General features: G+C 41.5%; 7 protein-coding genes. All 7 read right to left on the bottom strand.

Features of this window, described 5'->3' with window-relative positions; genetic code table 11:
- Positions 1 to 14: 14 nt before the first annotated feature.
- The 7 genes from KCV26_00335 to KCV26_00305 all read right to left on the bottom strand — a co-directional run bounded on the left by KCV26_00335 (position 15) and on the right by KCV26_00305 (position 16,112).
- Positions 15 to 2,711, bottom strand: coding sequence for a glycoside hydrolase family 78 protein (locus KCV26_00335; GenBank protein ID WZX36874.1), 2,697 nt, complete (start codon positions 2,709 to 2,711; stop codon positions 15 to 17).
- 14 nt (positions 2,712 to 2,725) lie between these two features.
- On the bottom strand, positions 2,726 to 5,539 hold the full coding sequence (locus KCV26_00330) for a family 78 glycoside hydrolase catalytic domain (protein ID WZX36873.1): 2,814 nt from the start codon (positions 5,537 to 5,539) through the stop codon (positions 2,726 to 2,728).
- Between the two features lie 15 nt (positions 5,540 to 5,554).
- Positions 5,555 to 7,996: a family 78 glycoside hydrolase catalytic domain gene (locus KCV26_00325; protein ID WZX36872.1), complete on the bottom strand. Its 2,442-nt coding sequence runs from the start codon at positions 7,994 to 7,996 to the stop codon at positions 5,555 to 5,557.
- Positions 7,997 to 8,019: 23 nt separating this feature from the next.
- Positions 8,020 to 10,299: a glycoside hydrolase gene (locus KCV26_00320; protein WZX36871.1), complete on the bottom strand. Its 2,280-nt coding sequence runs from the start codon at positions 10,297 to 10,299 to the stop codon at positions 8,020 to 8,022.
- Positions 10,300 to 10,464: 165 nt separating this feature from the next.
- Positions 10,465 to 11,961 (bottom strand): RagB/SusD family nutrient uptake outer membrane protein, encoded by a 1,497-nt coding sequence (locus KCV26_00315; GenBank protein ID WZX36870.1) that lies wholly within the window; start codon positions 11,959 to 11,961, stop codon positions 10,465 to 10,467.
- 12 nt (positions 11,962 to 11,973) lie between these two features.
- Positions 11,974 to 15,102, bottom strand: a complete 3,129-nt coding sequence (locus KCV26_00310; protein WZX36869.1) for a TonB-dependent receptor — start codon at positions 15,100 to 15,102, stop codon at positions 11,974 to 11,976.
- 254 nt (positions 15,103 to 15,356) lie between these two features.
- Positions 15,357 to 16,112 (bottom strand): GntR family transcriptional regulator, encoded by a 756-nt coding sequence (locus KCV26_00305; GenBank protein WZX36868.1) that lies wholly within the window; start codon positions 16,110 to 16,112, stop codon positions 15,357 to 15,359.
- Between the last annotated feature and the right edge of the window lie 88 nt (positions 16,113 to 16,200).

Here is a 16,200-nt window from a genome sequence, read left to right as displayed (position 1 = left end):
TATTTAATGGATGATCATTTTATAGAGAACGAATAGGAACCTGCTTTTAATCTTAAAATATGCATGTCCTGATCCGATTTATTTATTTCAATCAACGAATTTTTTTCGAGGGGTTTATTATTCTCCCGAATGCTCTTTCCGTTCAAATACAATGTTGCGGTACTGTTTGCAGGAACTGTCACTTTATACTCTATCGTTCTGCCTTTTCTCAGCCATGAGGAAACTACGTTACCGTAAGGGCTTTCATGAGAGGCTTCAAAATGGGTTAACCCCTTAACAAAGTTGGGCTTAAGGACAATATTTTTAAATCCGGGCTGGCTTTCATCTGGGAAAATTCCCCCCAATGCTTTGTAATACCAAGCATTTACTTCCCCAAACATAATGTGATTCAGCGAGATATCGCTTCCTGCATCGAGTGGCCAGTTTTCATAAAAAGTGGTGGCTCCGTTAACTATCCACCAGCCCCACGACGGGAAAGTTTCTTGTGATGCCACTTCATAGGCCAGTTGTGCGTATCCGTTTTCGCTCAACGCGTTTAGGATGGTTTTTGTTCCCAACAACCCCACGTCGATGTGTTTGTTGTCTTGTTCCACACGGCGTGCCAGGTTGTAGGCTACTTTGCTTCTTAGCTCTTCGGGGACCAAATTCCAATGTAGGGCCACACTTAATTCGGTTTGCAAACCGCTTCCGTAAATTCCGGTTTCGGAGTTAAGGTATTTCTTGTTGATGGCCGCTTTTATTTTCTCAGCAAGTGCGGAATAACGCTCAAAATCTGTCATTTTTCCAAACAACTTGGCTGTTTTGGCAAGGATAAGCGCATCGATATAAAAATATGTACTTGAAGTATACTCTTTCGGTGTTACCGATTTTACGGGTACCCAGTCGCCAAGTCCCCAGTCGGTTATGCCCGTAGGATATTGTTCGTCGATATAATCGACATACCGTTTAATGTTGTCGTAACACAATTCCAGTAACCGGGTATCGCCGTAAAAAAGGTAGATGTTCCACGGGATGATGGCGATGGTGCTTGTCCAGTCCGGTCCGTTTGCCCATTGGTAACCCCATCCGCTTGACGGTATAATGGCAGGAAGCACACCGTTGGGTTGTTGTTCGTCGCGATGGTCTGCCAACCACTTTTCGTACACGGTAATCCCGTCAAAGTTATACAATCCTACTTCGATGGCGATATGGGCATCGCCAGTCCATCCGTTTTTTTCCCGTTGAGGGCAATCGGTAGGATAACCGAATAAGTTGGATAAGTAAGATGCATTGGATGCCTGCCAAGCCTTGTTGAGGGTGTTGTTGGAAGAATTTATTTTTCCTACCGGCGGTACATCACTGTGCATAAAATAGGCAGTCAGGTTTTCTTCCGACAAATCCAACGGATTATCGGAGGTCACTTCAACATACTGAAATCCCTTGTAATTAAAGCGTGGCATAAAGTCATCTTCTTTTTTACCGCTCAGGATAAGGATATCCGTTTGAAAAGGGTCTGAATCGTCCGTAGGCCTGTAATGCACGTCGATGTTCGACATGTCCGCACGTCCGGCCGAGTCAAGTCGTTCCACGTGTTTCAGCCGGATTGTTGTACCCTGAGGCCCGTTTACTTTCATTCGGGTTACGCCCGACATGTTTTGCCCGAAATTGTAGAGCCAGGTGTATTCGTCAATTTTCTTCAGGCTTACCGGACGGTATTCCCTGACATTGCGGATCGGGTGCAATGCTTGTGCCACTATATTATTGGAAGGTGCTCCTGTGGTGTAAATGTTTCTCCAGCCCTTCGCGTCGAAATCCGGAGTGTCCCATCCGGGCTGTTCTTTTCGGGCATCGTAATGTTCGGCCGTGTATATACTGTTAAAGATTACAGGACTTTGTGAGGTCTTCCACCTTTCATCGGTTGCGATGATTTCTTTTGTTCCGTCGGAATACGTTATGTGCAGATCCATGCAAAATTTCGGGCGTGCACGCCATGGAGCTTTGTCGAAATACCACACGGCCGTAGATTGATGGTTGTACCAACCGTTACCCAGCAAAACACCCACCGCATTGTTTCCTTGTTGCAAATTTTCGGTAATGTCGTAGGTTACGTATAAGTTTCGCCGGTCGAAGCGTGTGTAAGTAGGGTCAAGCCGATGGTCTCCGATGCGTTTCCCATTGATGGAAAGCTCGTAAAGTCCCGCTGCTGCTATATATACGCGTGCGGACTTTATGGTTTTATCCGTTTTGAAAGCTCTGCGAAAATAAGCCGCTGGTTTCACGTTGAAATCGTATGTGTCGGTAATCCATTTTCCTTTCCACCTGAGTTGTCCCATCATTCCGGTTTCAAAAAAATGAGGGGAGGACCAGGTCGACCATTGTTGCTGTTCATCTTTCACCCGCACGCTCCAGAAATACCGGGTAAACGGGTTTAGCCCTTTTCCCCCGTAGACAACAGGGATTACAGAGCTTTCTACAACTCCCGACTGCCATACATCGCCTTTTCCTGAAGCAACATCTGTCTCTGTTGTTCCCACCGCCAACTCATATGCCGATTGGTAGTTTCCGGGTTTATGCAATTCCATCTGCCACGTAAAACGGGGATGAGTTTCGTCTAATCCGACAGGATTCTCCAGATACTCACATTTTAGGTTTTTAACGGTGACTTGAGAATAGCTTTGAAAATTAATTAGAAAAATCAAAAAGATTGAAAATACTGGTAAAAATCTGCTCATGTCAATTTATTATGTTATTTATATTCAATTTTAAAGTTGTAGACTCCTGATGCTGCATCGATGATTAATTTATCTCCTTTGTAGGCAACATTCTTTATTCCATCCGCAAGGCTTAAAGATTCGTTTTTACTCCATATTTTTTTATTGTCTTCGTAAAGATCCATATCTTTAATACCCACGGGTATGGCAATAATCGCTGAAGTGTTTGCCGGAATAGAAACGGTATGAAAAAAGGCATTGTTTTCTTTTTTCCACGAAGAAGCAACATATCCGTTAACGGTTTCTATGGATGCACTGACAGCATTCAGACTTTGTGGTACATGAGGTTCAATATAAATCTGTTTGTATCCTGTGCTAGTCCGCCCTTCCATAGGTGACTGTATTCCGGCAAGAAATTTGTAGAAATATTCCGTAATTGTACCGAACATCTGATGGTTGTGGGAGTTATCCCCTTCCCATTGTTCTAAAAGAGTGGTGGCTCCGTTTTTTATCCAGTACCCAAAACTGGGATAAGTGGTTTGTGAAGCAATGCTGTAAGCAAGCTCATTCTGACCATTTTCAACGAGGACCGGCCAAAGGTATTTCGTCCCGATTATTCCGGTATTCAGATGATCACCGCGTTTTTCAACATCGTCAATGATGGTTTGCAATACACTCTCCTTGTATTCCTCCGGCACCATATCTCCAACCAGAGCTAAAAGCTGATAGGTCTGGTAGGTCTCCTCTGTACCGTAAAGGCCTGTGCCTGGGTCAAAAAACTTTTCGTTGAACTTTTGTTTGATAGTGTCGGAAAGTGCTTTAGCGTACTCACTGTCCTGAGTATGCCCGAGTTCTTCGGCAATTTTAGAAAAGATAAGGTTGTTGTAATAATAATAAAAAGTATTTACCACTGCATGATTGGGACAATCGCTTTTTCCGTTTAGTTTCCCCGGAGCACACCATTCTCCCAAAGAATACCAGTAACCCATAAAGTTGTCAATGATGTAAGGTTCAGAAGGGTCTTCGTCTTTATTCCCCAGTTCCTTAAGATAAGTAAGGTATTTTTTTATCGCAGGATAATGGTCTTCAAGTATGCGTTTATCCTGATAATAATTATACATCCACCAAGGAATAAGAACATAAGCACTGCCCCAGGCAACTCCACCTCCCATTCCTCCGACAAGTGTTGGGGAGGTATTCGGGATTCTTCCGTTTTCTTCCTGGGAATCCCTCATATCGTTTAGCCATTTGGTGTAAAAAGGTGCCATCTGAAAATCGTGTATGGAAGTTTCTGCGATGATTTGTCCGTCACCGTTATATGCCCCTTTCTCCCGGTGCGGGCAATCTGTAGGGTAACCGTGGGTATTTCCCATCTGTGACCACAGTCCGGCCTCATGAATTTGGTTCAATAAAGAATCGGAGGAAGAGAATGTACCGTTTCGGGTTAAATCTGTCCTGACTACCCTTCCCTCTACCTTCACATGATTGAGGTTTTGGTTGTTCGTTGTGGTTACTTCAACATAGCGGAAACCGGTGTAAAAAAAGCGGGGTTCGTAAATCTCCAGTTTATCACTTTTGATGATGTAGTCCGTCCATACTTCGGAGTGATACCTTTGAGCAGTACTCAGTTTATCCCCTTCTTTAAGCGGTTCAGAAAAGAGGGAATCATTGAGTGTCTCAGCGCCGCGAACCCTGACGGTCTGGCCCGGGCTCCCCTTTACTTCAATTTTCCACCACCCTGCTATGTTTTGGCCTAAATCAAAGAGATAGACTCCGGGTTCAGGATTAATTTGCTTTATGGGCTTCAATGTTTCCGTTACTTTGATCGCGGGCATCATTTGTGATTTTAATACACCTTTTGGCTCTTCACTTAACACCGCAAACTCCCAAGCGGAGTCATTCATTCTTGTTGTGTTCCAGTTCGGAATTTCTTTGCGCGCATCGTAATCTTCTCCGCCGTATAAATTATTGAAAGTGATTGGGCCGGATTTTGTTTTCCATGTATTGTCGGTAACAATTGTCTCTTCACTTCCATCGGTATAGGTGATCATTAACTGTACCCACAAGGCCGGTTTGCCAAGAGGAGCTGAACCGTGCCAACTCCATCTTCCCGTAGTCTTTCGTAAATTCCATGCACCGTTTCCTACCATAGCACCCACCACGTTCTCTCCTTTTTTCAAGAGCGAAGCAACATCGTAAGTTGAGTATAAAACAGTTTTTCTGTAATCGGTTATTCCAGGATCAAGAACGTGGTCACCTACTTTGCTACCATTAAGGTACAGTTCATAGAATCCTGCTGCTGTCACGTATGCCACTGCATTCTTTATTTTTTTCTTCACCGGGAAAGATTTCCGGAATAAAGGAGAAGCGTCGGTAATTTCATCAGGAGATGTTATCCATCTTGCTTTCCATAACGCGTTGTTTAATACTCCTGTATGAAACGAACTTTGTTCACCCCACATCACCTTATCGTTACCGAGCGTGACACCTACTGTCCAATAATAGGTCTTGTTGCTTTCAAGCGGAATTCCCATGTAATCAATATTTACGCTTTCATCGTCTGTGATTTTTCCGGAATCCCAAACCGTGCCTTTTCTTTTTTTTATGTCTTTCTTATGTTCACTCACAATTATTTGATAAGCAACTTGTTTTACATCCCTATCCTGAGAAGCAATCTTCCAGGAAAATCGCGGTTTCTCAGTATCAACACCCAGTGGATCATTTAAATATTCCACCAACATGTCCTTAACTGAGTTTTTAACTGGCAATTGGCAAGAAACATTAAAAAGCATATTCAGGCTTAAGAACACTACCGTGAACCTACCCAACAACAGGTATTTTTTTCTCATTTTATTAATATTTTTTTAAAACGTATGGTTGTAAATGGTAACTACATATTTCCCCGCACTTAATTCAAAGTTCCCTTCGTTTAACCCTTTAATGGCATTTGGATTTAATGAAGGGTCAGAAACAGCGGTAACGGTAATCTTCTGAGAAAGATCTTTTTTAAGCTGGATCTGTACGCTTGATTGTTGCGGAATTTCAAATTCGTAGGTGGTTTTATCTTCGTCCTTCACCCAGTTGGAGACAATTGTTCCGTAAGGCGATCGGTAGTTTACCCTGATCTCGTTTAACCCGTCGGGCGTACAGGGAGAAATAATAAATTTTTCAAATCCCGGATGTTGAAGGATTGGGCGAATTCCTCCCAGCCATCTGTAAAACCATTCAGTTATAGTTCCAAACATGGGATGACAATTAGAAAATGTATCGTCACTCTCTTTCCATGTTTCCCAAATAGTGGTTGCACCCCTTGAAATCATGAAACCCCATCCCGGGAATTCCTTGCTGTTCACGATCTCGAATACTTTTTCGGGTGATACATACTCCGAAAGAGCTTCCAGAATATACTTGGTCCCAAAAATACCGGTGGTAAAGTGGCTGGCCGGAGCCTCTTTTATGGCTTGAATCAGAGAATCGACAGCCATCTTTGTTTCCTCTTCAGGAATAACTTTATGATACAATAACGTTGCAAACAGCGTTTGTTTGTTTATTTTTTCTGTTACCGGCTTGCTCCAAAACTGTTCTTTCAACTGTTTTCTCAGGGAGGCGGCAAGTTGTTCGTATTTTTTTTCGCTTGCTCTGTCATTCATGATCGAAGCAAAATGTTGCATGATCTCTGCACACATCAAATAATGGCTGGTTCCGGTTAGTTCGACAGGAACGGGTGACAAGGACTCGTGGTCCCCTAATCCGGAATCCACTACTCCCCGGGGATGAATACGTTGTGCCTTTTCCATCCATTTTTTGTTGAACTCGTACATTTCTTTAACCAATTCCTGGTCGTCGTAATAAAGGAGCAGGTAATATTGAGTTGTAAGAAAGGCAGACTCCCAACTTAATCCGCAATATTGAATTCCCACAAATGGGGCAGTATCAACAAAGATAGAATCATTAATGGCATCAACCCAATCATAGACCGTTTTTCTGTAGAACGATTTCATATCAAAATTGTAGATAAAAGACTCACTCGTTGCATTGAGATCTCCCCCATAACCAAATTTTTCCCGGGCTGCACAGTCGGATTGAACGCTCATCAGGTTAGACCTGAACGTTCTTTGTGTTGCGTCCTGGATTGAGTTGAGCAAATCGGATGAACTGTAAAAATTGTTGTCCGCCTGAACAGCGGTACTTAAAGCCAGTCCAGAGATGTCGCTTAATGCCGGCTGTGCGGATATACCCGAAACCTCCATGTATCGAAATGTATGAAAAGTAAACTCGGGTTGAAACCAAACCGGATTTTCATCTTTCAGTATATAGGTGTCTGTTTGCCAGGCGATATCCGGCGCTCCAACTCCCCCCATTCCTTTCTTTTTAATTTGTCCGCAGACAGTGGTTAACGGGTTTAAACTTCCGTCCGGGTAAACCCTTTCTCCAAAGCGGAAGACAATCGAATCTCCAGGATTTCCGGAAAGCTTTATCCGGTACGTACCCGTAAAGTTTACGCCCATATCAATAATAAAGGTATCTTTCCCGGAAGAATAAATGTTTATAGGTTTAACATAATCTGTTATCTGAATATGTGGAAAGAAAGATTTTTGGAGCTCACCTTCCGGACCGGTTGAAAATATCGCTTCAGACCAGTTAGAGTCATTAAAACCGGGTAAATCCCAACCTTCGGTTTCATTTTTGGCGTTGTAAACTTCTCCCAGATAAACGTTGTTCTTCAGTATGGGACTGGGAGAAAATTTCCAGTTTTTGTCGGTACCCATCTCTACCTTTTCCCCGTTTTCATAAAGTAAAACAATTTTGGCAATGAATGCCGGCCTGCCAACATCCAACACTTCGCGTAAGTTCCGGCGTCCCCACATTTTTAAAGGCAGCGGGTTATAGAATCCGTTTCCCAATATTACCCCTATGCAGTTGTTCCCATTATTGAGCAAATCGGAAATATCATATTCAGCGTAATATATCCGTTTTCTTGTATCTGTCCACGCTGGATCAAGGTAATTTATACCCACTCTTTGGCCGTTAATGGTCGCTTTGTAGTAACCGGCTGCCGTAATCAGTAATGTTGCGGATTTAAGTTTTTCCTTTACCTGTATTTCCTTTCTAAACATGGGCGCCGGATCATCACCGTAAAAAAGTGAATCGTGGGCCAAGGGCGTTTGCCCATCTCCAATCCAATAAACGGAAGGTGTGGTTTTTAATTCAAAAGAATCGACGTTCTTCTTATCGGTGCAATATAGGAAAGGAATAACCATTACTGCAGTGAGGGCTATTTTTTTCAGGTTTTTATATATAAGCATGATTCCAATGTTTAGTTAGCTATTTATTCTGCAACAAAATTCCAATTTCCGGATTTAATCTTAAACGTATGGTATCCGTTGTCAATACCTAAATATTCTGACCATTGGTTTCTTTTTTCCTTACCGTTCCAGATTAAGTGATTGTTCAGGTTTATTTTTTTATACGAGACGGGAATCATAACTATGGCATTGCTTTCCTGCGGCAAGAGGGTGTGAATACGATACTTGCCGTTTGATTTGTTAATTTCTACGGAAAACTTGCCGTTCACCGTTGTATTTTCAGTTGCGGCATAGGTCAGACTACCCATTTGTGGTCTTATGCGAATAGTTTTCCAGGCAGCTTCAACGGGATAAACGCCACAAACATATTGAGACAAAATGGTTAATCCTCCACCACTCCAGGCGTGATTGACGCTACCACTGCCAATATTCCACAACTCATATAGGGTAGTCCTGGCGGGATCATTAATCATTTCAGAATATCGCTCTTTCATTCTCTGAAGTCCGTACTCTTCGTAGCCCATGATGAAAAGAGCTTCCAGTACGTATTTTTCCAGATAGGGGCTGGCAAATTTTTGTGTTTTAAGTTTTTGGAGTATTTCCGGAAATTTCGCTTCATCCGCAAGTCCAGCAACTACGGCCAATGCCTGTGTCCTGTCATCGGTTTCCCCGGTGTACGTCTCCGATCTGTATTCTCCATTTTTCCACAACTGAGCGTTGAATGCTTTTTTAAATGCGTCCATTTTTTCTTGTGTCTTTTTGACCTCCCCATTGTATCCAAGAAGTTCGGACATGTTTTTAAATCCCTTGAGAGCCAGGTAATAGAACGCATTAAATATACCTTGTTTGTCTATATTGGTACCCCAGTCGCCCCAATACCAATCCCCCTCACGGTGTACGAGAATTCCTTTCTCGTCAGTTTCCCATACACTCAGGTACTTTTTAACACCATTGTATACTTTTTCTACGGTCTCTTTATCTCCGGTGTTCATGTAATAGTTCCAGAATCCATAATATCCTATACTGGCCAGCATCTGGCCAGGCAATTCACTGGTATACATTCCGGGAACAGGAGAATATATTGTCCCATCACTTCTCTGCCAGTTTATTAACTCCAACATCCCTTTTTGGGTTAAAGATGCTGCAGAAGGTGAAAGGGCATAAAAAGCTTCACCGCTTTCGTTGACCAAATCGCCCCACCACTGTGCCCTTTCACGATCCGGGCAATCCATGTAGGTGTCGCGCATAGTAACGTATAGTGTTCTGAGCGCCTTATCCCAAAGACGGTTAAAGAATGCGTCATTGCACGTGAAGCTTCCCGTAAATTCAGTGTCGTATCCTGTTTCTCTGTATTTCACATCCATTATTTCAACTCCCTCCGGAAAATAGTACCGTACCTGATGGCCGTTCATCCAGCCCAACGATTCATATTCCTGCAGTCCGGAGGAGGTAACGTATTCGGCTCTAACACTCAGTGTGTTACCAATCCGGTAGTTGTCGGTCCGGATATCAATGACTTTTCCGGCATCCGATCTGATTTTAAAATAGGGAGTAATCTGTGCGTTGTAGGGTAATGTTAGAATTAAGGTGTCTCCCTTGCTCACAAAAGGAAAGTTTATTTTGTTTTTATACTCTTTCAGTCCACTGTTTTTCCATAAAGGTATCGGCCTTTTGACTAATTTATTCCACGGGGATGATTCCGCATCTCCCAAGACCTTGGCCCGGCCAAAACCGCGAAGATTATCCTCCAGCAATATCCAGTCGAAACTCTCTTTTCGGGCATCGAACCGGACATTCGATTCAGACAAGCGATAATTCGGGTAGTCTCGTGATGTATATTCAAAAGCTTTGTTTAAACGACTTAGCCAGGTATTGTCGCTATTGATATGGAGTACATCATTTTTAAAAACAAGACCAGCCTGGCCGCTGCTCTTGTGAGAAAAGCCGTCCTTACCGAAATACCAGACGAGAATGGCAATTTTGTTTTTCCCCAGTTTTAGGTAAGAGGCTATATCTACTTCATCGTAATAGGTGTCGTTGGGTGTTGGCCCACGTTTTAACTGGCCTTCAAAAACAACCAGCTTCTCATTGATCCACAACCAGTATTTGGAATCGCAGGCGATTTGAGTCAATGATTTTTCTGGTATTTCACTCAGTTCAAACAGTTTGACAAAGTTTATCCACGAATTTGATTCGTTTTGGGATTCATTGGCCGTAATTCTTTTAATCCCTTTGAAATCATTGCCATTCATACTTAAAGGCAATGCGAGGATTAACAAAAAAGAGAAGATAACAGATTTCATTGAATAACAGGTTTCTTTATTAAGTAAAAAATTCAATTCGTAAAGAATTGATTCAGAAAATACGACATATTCTCAGTTTGTTATGAATATAAAATTATGCCGAATGATATCAAAAGAACAAAAAGGGATGGGTGTTACATCCATCCCTTTTTGTAATAAATAATTTTATTCGTATTCCGGATTCTGTTCCATTGTCGGGTCGTTTTCCAAAACCCAGGAAGGAATGGGGAACAAAATATTAATTTTATTGAAAGCAGAACTGGAAATTGCTCCTGATCCTGAACGATTTGCTTTTTCACGCGTTCCATGAGCTAACATTACTTCTTGTGCCTTACCGGTTCTGACAAGAACCCACCATCTATCCGCCTCACAATGGAATTCCACCCTACGTTCTTGGATGATGTCATCCAAAGTCACCGAAGTAAGATTTGACAATCCGGCTCTTCTTCTCACCTGATTTACCAACGGAACAGGATCACCGCCACCCTCACGCAGGTAGCATTCGGCCAACATCAATAAAACGTGTGGATACCTGTACAGTGGAAAGTCATTCCCGGCTATATATTGTACGGCGTGTCCCGGATCCCAGAATTTCTTGGTAAAGGGAACAATATTGCCCTGATATGTGCCAAAATCATTGTCTATAAAACCGAAATCAATCATGTCCTTACGTTTGTCACCTTCTTCGAAAGAATTGATAAGGTCTTCCGTTGGTATGTTCATTCCGGTTCTTGCAAGTACCTGTCCGTGGGAAATATATTTAGTTCCGGAATTCCAGGGCAAAAAAGTATACATGTTGGCCGATCCCAAACCAAAGGTTCCGACAATGAATTGAACAGAAAAAACAATCTCTTTGTTTTGTTCATTGTTGAGATCAAACACAGATGCATAATCATCCAGAACAGCATATTGATTGCCAGCAACTACAGCTTCCAATTCTGTCTTGGCTTCGTTATATTTCCCTAACCACATTTGAACATCGGCAAGCAATGTCCTGGCAGCACCTTCAGTCGCTCTGCCAAACTCTGAGGCAGAATAATTTTTAGGCAAATTTTGTTTGGCATCATTCAAATCGGATAGAATGGTTTGGAAAACCAAATCTTTCGAAACTCTCTTGTTTCCTTCAAAAGCACTATTATAGGAAGTTGCCGGTTCAGTGATCAAGGGCACATCGCCAAACACTCTAACCAAGGTATAATAATATAAAGCCCTTAGAAACTTTACTTCAGCTAAAAATTGAGCCTTTTTATCAAACTCTATGCCTTCACTGTACTTAATTACCGTATTGCATTTTCCGATTCCAACGTAACACGTATTCCACGGTTGGTTTACAATCTCATTGTTAGGGTTCATAATGAACTGATCCACATGCCAGAAGCGGTGTCCAGACTGGTCAGTCGTATTGTGTTGAAAGGTTGTATTGTCCGAACGCATTTCGCCGGCAATCCAAAAAATGCCATTAAATCCTATATCATTAGCTCCTGCCAACTCACGGAGACCTGAATATGCCCCATTAACGGCCTGTTCGAATTGAGCCTGATCCTTAAAAAATGATTTTGTACTAATCTCAGAAACCGGATACTCATTTAAAAAATCTTCGCATCCCAAAAGGCCCAAAGCCAGAAACACAATAGGCAGTATTTTAGTATAAATTTTTCTCATAATGTTTTAATATTAAAAAGTTACATTTACTCCGAAAACAATGGTGCGAGTCAATGGATAATCATAGTTATCGAAATTTCTTTGTAAAGAATTGTTCCCATAAACACTTGCCTCAGGATTTCCATAACGATAGTTTGTGAACAAAAATGGATTCTGTGCCGTGCAGTACAATCTCAATAATTTCATGAAACTAATGTTCTTTAGGTTATATCCAAGGGTAATGTTCTGCACTTTAAGAAAAGAGGCATTATGAACCCAGTCAGAGTTTTCCCACCTATCGTATGCAGTTTCGTGAAATGATGCTGCAATCCGGCCATTCCCGGGTTGTTCCGGTGATCTCCATCTGTCTTTTACTTCACTGAGTACATTGAAAACCCCATCAAGGTTTATCACGTCTTCTTCAAGCTGTGCCCAGATATCGAAATCATGTGCAAAACTCATGGCAATACCCAGATCCCAGTTTTTGTAGGTGAAATTGTTGCTAAATCCTCCCCTGAATTTGGGCCAAGGATTGCCAATAATCTGCTTGTCTCGTTGATCCAATATACCATTTTTGTCGGTGTCTTCATAATGAGGTGTTCCGGGAAGTTGTGATGAAAAATGAGGATATTTTTCCAATTCTTCATATGTGTTGATTATTCCCAGGCTCTTATATCCGTAAAACATAGCCATAGGCTGTCCTTCCATGGTGAGAGAATAAGATCTTGGTCCGGCTAAAATACGGCCAACAGCACCCATATCCAACACTTCATTTTTATTGAAAGATATGTTAAAATCTGAACTCCAGGTGAATTCAGCATTGGTAATGTTTATGGTATTTAGTGAAAATTCCAATCCTCGGTTCTGAATTTTACCAATGTTGTCTTGTACGGAGCTAAATCCCGAAGAGATGGGTATAGCAACTCCCCACAACATATCTTCAGTAATCTTGTCATAATAGTCGAAGATGAAGTTGATTCTACCTCCAAGCAAGGTTAAATCAAATCCAGTGTCAAACTCATTGGATCTTTCCCAGCCCAACATAGTGTTTTCAATGGCATTTACCCTTTTACCATTAGCTACCTTACCGCCAAAGGTATAGTTGCTATTGACAACTGTGGGAATCCACGTGTAATTACCAATCGAGTTGTTACCGCTGGCTCCATAGCTTGCTCTCAACTTTAAGTTGGTCAGCCAGTCTGTTTGTGGGAAGAATGCTTCTTTGCTGATGTTCCAACCTGCTGAAACTGAAGGAAAGTATCCCCATCTTCTATCAGATCCAAAGCGAGAACTACCATCACGCCTAATAGTTCCAGTAAATAAATATTTAGCCTGGTAGTCATAATTCAGACGTGCCATGTAGGATATCATAGACCAGTTCGATTCGCTAGTGTTTCCCCATTGTACTACTGAAGCATTGATGGTTTCAATGTCATCACTAGGAAATTGATCTCCATTGATATAGCTGGAAAAACCGTTGTAACGTTCCATCGTAAAACCGAGTAATGCATCTATTCGGTGATCCCCAAACATTTTGTCGTAGTTGGCTGTGTTTTCGAATTGCCAGTTAAAGCTTCGTCCTATACTGTAATATCCGTCGGCAGCTTGTGGAGGTGGGTTGTATAAACCGCTCACAGTGGATGGTTTGAAATAATCCCGTCCGTTATAGTCCAATTCCAGGTTATATTGAGATTTTAATGTCAGTTCCTTAACAGGTTTGATCACGACAAAAGGAGAAAACCTCAAATTGAGACGTTTTGTTTTGTCCTTGATAGCATGAAGGGCTTGCAATGCATTTTGATTACTGAAAGTTCCCGGAGACCAGATATCCAGGTCCCATTCCCCGTCGTAATAGAGCGGGTTTTCTCTTTCCCAGAGGCCGTCTTCCTTATATGGTCCATCAAGAGGAGATGACATGAATGCACTTCCAAACACTGAACCTCTGTCTCCTCCAACCTGGTGATCCCAGGTTTGGATCGTCGGGCTGACGTTCATACCCAATGTCAAGTATTCGATGGGTTCGTATGACATATTGGCTCTCATGGAAATTCTCTCGTAGCCGGTTTTGCGGATAATTCCTTGTTGGTTAAGGTAGCCCATCGAGAAAAATCCCCTAAAATTTTTGTAACCGTGAGTAACCGAAAGGTTATATTCCTGTTGAGGAGCCGTTTGTGTCATTACATCATACCAATCGGTTCCTTCGCCCAAAGCAGCAGGGTTACGGTACACTTCCGGTACGTCGGCATCCGTAACGGTACGTCCGTAAAAGGCTGCTTTATCGTAGATATCCTCTTTTCTCCATTGGGCAAACTCTTGGGCATTCATCAAATCAAGTTTTTCACTTTCGAGCATTTGATCAAACCCAAACTGGCTGTTAAAATTCAACTCCGTTTTTCCTTGCTCACCAGACATGGTATTAATGAGTATGACTCCGTTTGAACCGCGTGAGCCATAAATTGACGTGGCAGATACCCCTTTCAACACATCAATCGATTTAATATCCGCTGAATTCAACAGAGCTAAGGGCGAAACTTCCTTCCCATAGCCACCCTGCATAGGGAACCCATCTATTACTATCAGTGGCTGATTTCCCGCACCAATGGATCCGGCACCTCGAATAGTCATTTCTGCGCCTCCTCCGGGAGCACCAGTAGTTTGTCGTACACTCAATCCTGCAATTTGGCCTTCAAGTGCACGGTCAACTCCGCTGGTAACCTGAGCTTGTACTTTTTCAGGTGCGATAGAAACAATGGATGCAGAAACACGGTTTCGCTGCATACTGCCGTAACCCACTGCAACAACTTCTTGTAGACCGATTGTTTCTTCTTCCAAAACGACAGAAACTGAATTTCTGCCTGAAATATTTACCGTTTGCGTCTTCATTCCAATAAATGAAAACTGCAACGTTTGAGTTTCATTGGGAACCCTTAACGAAAAGTTTCCATCCACATCGGTTACGGTCCCCTGGGTTGTACCTGCGATAACAACAGAAACTCCCGGAAGAGGTTCTCCGCTTGTTGTCACAACCTGACCAGTAATGGCTTTGGTATTTTGCTGAACATCATACCTTAATTCAGATGCTCCATAAATGGAAAACACAGTCACTGATTGCAGGAGCAAAATAGTGACACAACAATAGAAAATTCTTTTTAGTTGATTCATAGCCATTTAAATTAGTATATTCATAGTAATTAAAAATAAAAAAATAAATAAAAAATAGAAGAATGAGCTTTCAGGATATCTGATTGAAAACTACAATTGCCTAATAATTCAAAAGTATAGAGTTATTGTCACAATAATATTCACGAAAAATATAATATTTTAGACAAAATTAATAATAGATTATTCCAGAATAACTATGTAAAATGATATTTTTACTGTAGGAATTGCGTTTACTTTTAAAATTACAGTTAAGTTTAAAGCAGGTCGGGTTTTGTGTTGATGGTAAAGCTGTATTTGTCGCCTCTGTACAATGAATATTCTATCTCAATGGTTTCAGATCGATCATTTGAGGCCACGCTCCCCAGGATAAATACAGCCATAGGAATACTGTTGCCAAAGTAATTTTCCTTCTCTTTCGGATCGACAACTTTGGTGGAAATCGTTCTTTGTATATCGCTCAGATGGATGCGGTATTTTTTTTCATATAAATTTATCAATGAGTCATTCATTTCATCCAGGTGAATGTCGGGACACAGGGTCATTGAGATATATTTGGTTTCATCTTTCATAAGAACGTCATTTGCATACCGCAGGCGATGCAGTTTGAGTACCTTACCCTCAATGACATGATTCTTGTTATTCACGTTAATTGATATCCCTTCATTTAAAATTATTTTTTCAAGTAAGATGTCTTTGGGCGTTAAGCCTTCTTTTATTAAATTGTTCCGGAAGCTTTCTTTCATGGCATCGAAAGACCCCAGAATCCGATTAAGGTGCATCTCTTTTGACCGGTTAATGACAAAAGTTCCTTTCCCTTTTATTTTTTTTACCCACCCTTGGTTTTCAACATAGGAAAGGACTTTACGTGCCGTCGTATTGCTGATTTTATATTCATTAATCAGTTCATTTTCAGAAGATATTTTGTTCCCTGGTTGTAAAATCCCCGATTCAATTTGAGAAATTATTTCCTGGCTTATTTTCAAGTATTTCGACGTACGATCCCGATTCATTGTTTTGTTTTACATTTTATTTTCCGCAAAAATAATCAAATATATTTTTTTACAAAAATAAATAATATATTTGCAATTTCAAACATAG

Origin of the sequence: Petrimonas sulfuriphila (genome assembly GCA_038561985.1) — a bacterium.
Classification (GTDB): Bacteria; Bacteroidota; Bacteroidia; order Bacteroidales; family Dysgonomonadaceae; genus Petrimonas; species Petrimonas sulfuriphila.
Note: the sequence above shows the minus strand (reverse complement) of the source record. Positions and strands in the feature narration are given on the sequence as shown.